We start from the raw sequence: 3,680 nt of genomic DNA, 5'->3' as shown, positions 1-3,680 counted from the left end.
GGCTTCGATCGTACGGAGTCCTTCGAGACGCTACGCCTCGGCACGAAACTCGGCGTGACCCACCTGGTGGGCGCGCTGGGCTGGCAGCCGAACTATCGGATCAGTGTTCGATTCGGTGGTGACCTCGAGCGACTCGACGCGAGATACACGGGCGCCGTGGCAGACAACGAAGCGCCGGAGCGCGCGCTGTTTGCGGCGAATAGCGCAAGCGACCGAATCGGCGCCTTTCTCGAAGCGACGGTGCGTCAAACGCCGAACTTCCGCGTCGTCACCGGCGTGCGTACTGACCGCGCCACCATCACCGGCACCCGCACCGTCGACCCTCGCGTTTCCGCTGTCTGGCAGCGTGGTACGCTGGGTCTGACGGCCGCGTTCGGCGTGCTGCATCAGGTGGCAGAACCAATATTCTTCCGCCCGCAGGGCAACAGCAGCCGATTCGCCCCCATGCGCGTGCGCGAATCGATCGTGGGCGCGCAATGGGGCGGTGACAGCGTGGGATTGCGCGTGGAGCTCTACGACAAAGCTTACCGCAATCTCTGGCAATTCACCCGCGACTTCGGGGTGGCCGGAGATGGCCACGGCCATGCACGCGGCGCCGACATTTTTCTCCGCACCCGACTGAACGCGCGGACGCGGAGCCGCGTGGCCTGGAGCATCGTACGCTCGCGCCGTGACGACCCCGACACGGGCATCGACGCACCGGCCATTGGCGACGTCCGACACTCCGTGAGCTGGATCACCGAGCGCGTGTTCGGACGCCTGACGGTGAATACGGCACTGCGCCACGCCACCGGACGCCCGTTCACCGACATCGTCGGCACACGAACAGTGGGCGATGAGCGGCTGCCGGTGTTTGGCGCGCCCAATGGAGAGCGACTGTCCGCCTATTGGCGCAGCGACATCTCCGCCAGCTGGTATCGCCCCATCGGCGGTAAGCGCGCCATGGTGCTCTGGGGTGACCTGTCCAACCTGTTCAACCGCGGCAACGTGATGCGCTATCGGTGGACTACCGATTATCGCGAGCGCGTGCCGGTCCTTGCTCCCTTCAACCGAGCCCTCTATGCCGGCGCTACGCTTCTCTACTGACTGCATTCGACGTATCGTCACCAGCACGATGCTCCTCGCGTGCGCGACACTGCAGCCCCTGCATGCACAGTCCACCACGGCCCCTCTCACCGGCGCCGCGCGATGGGCCGACAGCGCGCGCACCCAGATTGAACGCGCCGTCTTCGCCTACGACGCCGCCGCGTTGGCCGGTGTCGGGACCATGCTCGACCGCGCCCTCACGGCCTTCCCCAACGATCCGTTGCTCCTGCATTATCGTGCGTACGGACTCTATCGTGAATCCATGGGACGGGATGAGGGCGGTGAGATGTCCGATGCCACCGAGAAGAAACTGAAATCGGCCATCGAACTCCTCGAGCGCTCGGCCGCCGCACGCCCGCTTGCCGAAACCGAGGCGCTGCTGTCGTCCTGTCTTGGCGCGCTCGCCGGAACGGGCATGGTCAACGGCATGCGCTACGGCAACGCCGCGAGTGAAGCCGGCACGGCCGCGCGAACCTTGGGACCGAACAATCCGCGCGTGGCACTGTTGGCCGGAATCGGCGCGTGGTTCACTCCATCCATGTGGGGCGGCGGGAAAGACAAAGGCTATGCGTTGGTACAACAAGCGATCAGCGCCTTCGCCAAAGATCAACCGGCGCGGCCACTCCCTTCGTGGGGGGCCGCCGAGGCCTACGCGTGGCTTGGACAGATGGAAAAGGACCGTGGGAACGTGAGTGGGGCCCGCGCCGCGTACGATCGCGCGCTGGCCATTGCACCGGAGTATCGTTGGGTGCGCGATCAGCTGCGCCCGGCGCTGGGTGCGGCGCGATGACCTCATCGCCGCGGTGGAGCACGTGGGTTCGTTGGACCGCATGGTACACGGCGGCATGGTCACCATTGGTGTTGGTGTATGCCGCACTGATCGGCGCCTCCAGGACCATCTCGGCGGCCACGGCGATCGTAGCGGCATTCAGCACGGTCGTGTGGGCGGCGGTATTGGGCGTGGGTGCGCTATGGCTCGCGCAGCGTTGGACGTGGCCTGCGCGTCCAACCGCGCGGTTTTTTCTGGTCCATGCCGGGATGGCGCTGATCTATGCGGGCCTATGGGACGGGCTCATTCTGCTAGGTATCCGCCAGAGCGTGCCAAGCTGGCAACGCGTGGGAGAAGAGGTTGCCACTTGGTTACACTGGCAGACCTTCGAGGGCGTGTTGATCTACGCCGCGCTTTGTGGAGTGACGTGGGCGAGACAGTCTGCAGCGCGAGGGCGCGCGCAGGAATCACGCGTAGCGCACATCGAAGCCCAGCGGGTCCGCGCTGAACTGGAAGCGCTCCGCGGACGGCTCGACCCGCACTTTCTCTTCAACACGCTGCACTCCGTCACTGTGCTCATTGAACACGATCCGGTAGCGGCAGCACAAGCGGTGGAACGACTGAGTGCCCTGCTGCGGTACGTACTCGATGCACGACAGGGAGGGCGTGAAGAGGTACTGCTCGCCGACGAGGTGGCGTTCACCGACGCGTACCTCGCCCTCGAGTCGCTCCGCTATGGGGAACGCTTACGTGTGGTCCGCGACATTTCGGACAGCGCGTTGCGTCAGCGTGTGCCAAGCTTTGTCTTGCAATCGCTCGTTGAGAATGCGGTGAAACACAGCATCGCACCACGCACCGCTGGCGGTATCGTACGTCTCGGTGGACGCGTTGAAGGCGCGCAGCTGGTGCTTCATGTGCACGACGACGGACCGGGACCGCTGGCCCACGACGACACGCGTGGGCCTGGCGTTGGACTCCACGCCTTGCGGCAGCGCATCGCGGTGCTCTACGGAGATACCGCACGAGTGGATGTCCGCGCGGTGCCGGGCGAAGGGTTCGGTGTGTCGGTGTTCCTGCCGATATGAGCGCGCCGTTCACGGTGCTCGTGTGTGAAGACGAGCCGCTCGCGCGCTTGCATCTCCGCGCCCTGATCGAGGCAACCCCCAGCCTGCTCTGGGTCGGCGAGGTTGCTGATGGTAGCAACGCCGTGACCCTCATCGACCGATTGCGACCCGCGATCGTTTTTCTCGATATTGCGATGCCCGAGCTGAATGGGCTCGAAGTCCTCGAGCGCATCACGCACCGCCCGGCCGTCGTGTTCACCACGGCATTCGACGCGCATGCCGTGCAGGCGTTCGAACTGGGCGCGGTGGACTACCTGCTCAAACCGTTCGGTCCGGAGCGCTTTGCCACCGCCGTGGGACGCGTGGAACGCTCACTATCCATATATGGCGGCGACACATCGGTTGCGGAGCGCGTAAGGGCTACCCATGGCGCGCTCACGCGCGTCTTCGTGCGGGAGCGGGGACGTATCGTCCCGATCATGGTGCAGGAGATCGAGCGTTTGGAAGCCGAGGATGATTACGTGACCATCATCGTGCGCGGCCGTCGTCACGTGCTCACGATCACCCTCGCGGCACTGCTCATGAAACTCGACGGACGGCGTTTCATTCGCATCCATCGTTCCCACGCCGTCAACCTCGACGCGGTCGCGGCGCTCATTCCGTTCGATTCGGCGCGGCTCTGCGTGGAAATGCGCGACGGCACGCGCATCACGGCGAGCCGTAGTGGAACGCAGCTGTTGCGAACGTTGACGGTGTAGCGG

Annotated in this window: 4 protein-coding genes; all 4 read left to right on the top strand. The window is 65.2% G+C overall.

From position 1 onward, the window contains the following. Positions 1-1,086 (top strand): TonB-dependent receptor domain-containing protein (locus ACESNG_RS12170; protein ID WP_373059453.1); only part of this gene is annotated, 1,086 nt, incomplete at its 5' end. Continuing rightward, entirely contained in the window at positions 1,061-1,876 is an 816-nt protein-coding gene (locus ACESNG_RS12165) for a hypothetical protein (protein WP_373069167.1), read from the top strand. The genes ACESNG_RS12170 and ACESNG_RS12165, both read left to right, overlap by 26 nt. Then, positions 1,873-2,940, top strand: a complete 1,068-nt coding sequence (locus ACESNG_RS12160) for a sensor histidine kinase (RefSeq protein ID WP_373069165.1) — start codon at positions 1,873-1,875, stop codon at positions 2,938-2,940. Before ACESNG_RS12165 ends, ACESNG_RS12160 begins: the two co-directional genes overlap by 4 nt. Continuing rightward, positions 2,937-3,677, top strand: a complete 741-nt coding sequence (locus ACESNG_RS12155) for a LytR/AlgR family response regulator transcription factor (protein ID WP_373069163.1) — start codon at positions 2,937-2,939, stop codon at positions 3,675-3,677. Before ACESNG_RS12160 ends, ACESNG_RS12155 begins: the two co-directional genes overlap by 4 nt. The last annotated feature ends 3 nt before the right edge of the window (positions 3,678-3,680 follow it).

Source organism: Gemmatimonas sp. (assembly GCF_041689975.1).
Classification (GTDB): domain Bacteria; phylum Gemmatimonadota; class Gemmatimonadetes; order Gemmatimonadales; family Gemmatimonadaceae; genus Gemmatimonas.
The sequence above is the reverse complement of the archived record's forward strand: the minus strand, read 5'-3'. Positions and strand labels throughout refer to the sequence as shown.